At 63.1% G+C, this 2,911-nt stretch carries 3 protein-coding genes; all 3 read left to right on the top strand.

Features of this window, described 5'->3' with window-relative positions; translation table 11 throughout:
• The coding region (locus tag MKI86_RS23735; RefSeq protein ID WP_241605986.1) for a carbohydrate ABC transporter permease at nucleotides 1-780 on the top strand (780 nt) is incomplete at its 5' end.
• A gap of 13 nt (nucleotides 781-793) precedes the next feature.
• The gene (locus MKI86_RS23730; RefSeq protein ID WP_241605984.1) at nucleotides 794-1,213 is read left to right on the top strand and encodes a DUF2160 domain-containing protein; all 420 of its coding nucleotides are present in this window, start codon (nucleotides 794-796) and stop codon (nucleotides 1,211-1,213) included.
• A gap of 82 nt (nucleotides 1,214-1,295) precedes the next feature.
• A partial coding sequence (locus MKI86_RS23725; protein ID WP_241605981.1) for an ABC transporter substrate-binding protein occupies nucleotides 1,296-2,911 on the top strand: 1,616 nt, incomplete at its 3' end.

Below are 2,911 nucleotides of genomic sequence, written 5' to 3'. Positions count from 1 at the left end.
GTGCCGACGTTTTACATCGTGTTTTTGCTTTTGCCGATCTACTGGCTTGTGAACATGAGCTTCAAGACGAACACGGAGATCATGACGTCGGTGTCGTTGTGGCCGGCGAACCCGACGCTGAGGAACTATGCGGTGATCTTCACGGATCCGGCGTGGTATTCGGGTTATATCAACTCGATCCTGTATGTGGTCATGAACACGGTGATCTCGGTGTCGGTGGCGCTGCCGGCGGCCTATGCGTTCTCGCGCTACCGGTTTTTGGGCGACAAGCACCTGTTCTTCTGGCTCCTGACCAACCGCATGGCGCCGCCGGCGGTGTTTGCGCTGCCGTTCTTCCAGCTCTATTCGGCCTTCGGCCTGATCGACACCCACATCGCGGTGGCCATTGCGCATTGCCTGTTCAACGTGCCGCTGGCGGTGTGGATCCTGGAAGGCTTCATGTCGGGCGTGCCCAAGGAGATCGATGAGACCGCCTATATCGACGGCTATTCGTTCCCGCGCTTCTTCACCAGGATCTTCGTGCCGCTGATTGCGTCGGGCATCGGGGTGGCGGCGTTCTTCTGCTTCATGTTCTCCTGGGTGGAGCTTCTGATCGCCCGCACGCTGACGACGACCGACGCCAAGCCGATCGCCGCCACGATGACGCGCACGGTCTCGGCGTCGGGCATGGACTGGGGCGTGCTGGCCGCGGCCGGCGTGCTGACGATCATTCCGGGCGCGCTCGTCATCTACTTCGTGCGCAACTACATCGCCAAGGGCTTTGCCCTTGGCCGGGTCTGAAGGGGAGGGGCTTATGGTCGCCGTCGCCAACCGCAACACTCGCTGGCCGGTCGCACTCGCCGCCGTGCTCGTCCTCTATGCCGTGATCGTCGGGCTTCTCGTCATGGCACTGCCCGTCAAGGACGGTGCGCGCGACTGGTTCGCCTCGCTCATCCCCGGCGGCTGGATGGCCTGGTCGTTCCCGACGGCCATGTTCTTCCTGACCATCTTCCTGTTGATCGCGCTGATGGCGGTCTGGGAATATGCGCGGCCCGGCGGTTCGCCGCGCATCGGCATCCTGCGCTTCGAGACGACACGCGGCGACCGGCTGTTCGTGTCGCTGCTCGGTTCGGCGTTCATTCATCTCGCATGGCTGGGGCTTGTCGGTCCCAACCTGTGGTGGGCTCTTGCCTTGTCCGTGGTCTACGCCGTCGGCGTGTTCCGCTTCGTGTGAGGCAAAGGAATGAAGGTCCCGGGAGAGAGTGGAGGGACCTTCGCACATGCAGTCGCAATCGCAAAACCTTAGGGAGGATACCATGCGAACGCAACTTCTGACGACGACGGCAGCGATCTTGCTGGCGCTTACCGGCTCCGCCTTCGCGGACATGGACGCGGCCAAGAAGTTCCTGGATGCGGAGATCGGCGACCAGTCGGCGCTCGACCGCGCCGGCCAGGAAGCCGAGATGCAATGGTTCATCGATGCCGCCAAGCCGTTCGCCGGCATGGACATCAAGGTGGTCTCGGAAACCATCACGACGCATGAATACGAATCCAAGGTGCTGGCGCCGGCCTTCACCGCCATCACCGGCATCAAGATCACGCACGACCTGATCGGCGAGGGCGACGTCATCGAGAAGCTGCAGACGCAGATGCAGTCGGGCGAGAACATCTACGACGCCTATGTCAACGACAGTGACCTCATCGGCACCCACTGGCGCTACCAGCAGGCCCGCTCGCTGACCGACTTCATGGCCAATGAGGGCAAGGACGTCACCAATCCGGGCCTCGACATCGACGACTTCATCGGCAAGTCGTTCACGACGGCGCCGGATGGCAAGCTCTACCAGCTGCCCGACCAGCAGTTCGCCAACCTCTACTGGTTCCGCTACGACTGGTTCAACGACGAGAAGAACAAGGCCGACTTCAAGGCGAAGTACGGCTACGACCTCGGCGTGCCCGTCAACTGGTCGGCCTATGAGGATATCGCGGAATTCTTCACCGGCCGCGAGATCGACGGCAAGAAGGTCTATGGCCACATGGACTACGGCAAGAAGGATCCCTCGCTGGGCTGGCGCTTCACCGACGCCTGGCTGTCGATGGCCGGCAACGGCGACAAGGGCATTCCCAACGGCCTGCCGGTCGACGAATGGGGCATCAAGGTCGACGAGAACTCGCGTCCGGTCGGCTCGTGCGTGGCACGTGGCGGCGACACCAACGGTCCTGCGGCCGTCTACTCGATCGAGAAATATCTCGAATGGCTGAAGGCCTATGCGCCGGCTGCCGCAGCCGGCATGACCTTCTCCGAATCCGGCCCGGTTCCCGCGCAGGGCGAGATCGCCCAGCAGATGTTCACCTATACGGCCTTCACCGCCGACTTCGTCAAGGAAGGCCTGCCCGTCGTCAACGAGGACGGCACGCCGAAGTGGCGCTTTGCGCCGTCCCCGCACGGCGTCTACTGGAAGGACGGCATGAAGCTCGGCTACCAGGATGCCGGCTCCTGGACGCTGATGAAGTCCACGCCTGACGACCGCGCCAAGGCCGCCTGGCTCTATGCGCAGTTCGTGACCTCCAAGACGGTGGATGTGAAGAAGAGCCATGTCGGCCTGACCTTCATCCGCCAGTCGACGCTCGACCACCAGTCGTTCACCGACCGCGCGCCCAAGCTCGGCGGCCTCGTGGAGTTCTACCGTTCGCCGGCCCGTCTGCAATGGTCGCCGACCGGCACGAACATCCCCGACTATCCGAAGCTGGCACAGCTGTGGTGGCAGGCGATCGGCGATGCGTCCTCGGGCGCCAAGAGCGCGCAGGAAGCGATGGATTCGCTGTGCGCCGAGCAGGAGAAGGTGCTCGAACGCCTCGAACGCGCCGGCGTCCAGGGCGACATGGGACCCAAGCTCGCCGAAGAGCACGATCTCGAATACTGGAACAAGGA

The sequence above is a fragment of the Shinella sedimenti genome, from assembly GCF_022601905.1.
GTDB lineage: Bacteria > Pseudomonadota > Alphaproteobacteria > Rhizobiales > Rhizobiaceae > Shinella > Shinella sedimenti.
Note: the sequence above shows the minus strand (reverse complement) of the source record. Positions and strands in the feature narration are given on the sequence as shown.

Bases quoted from the DNA above. Each gene is read 5' to 3' on its own strand.
- MKI86_RS23730 (WP_241605984.1), top strand. From the start codon at position 794: ATGGTCGCCGTCGCCAACCGCAACACTCGCTGGCCGGTCGCACTCGCC.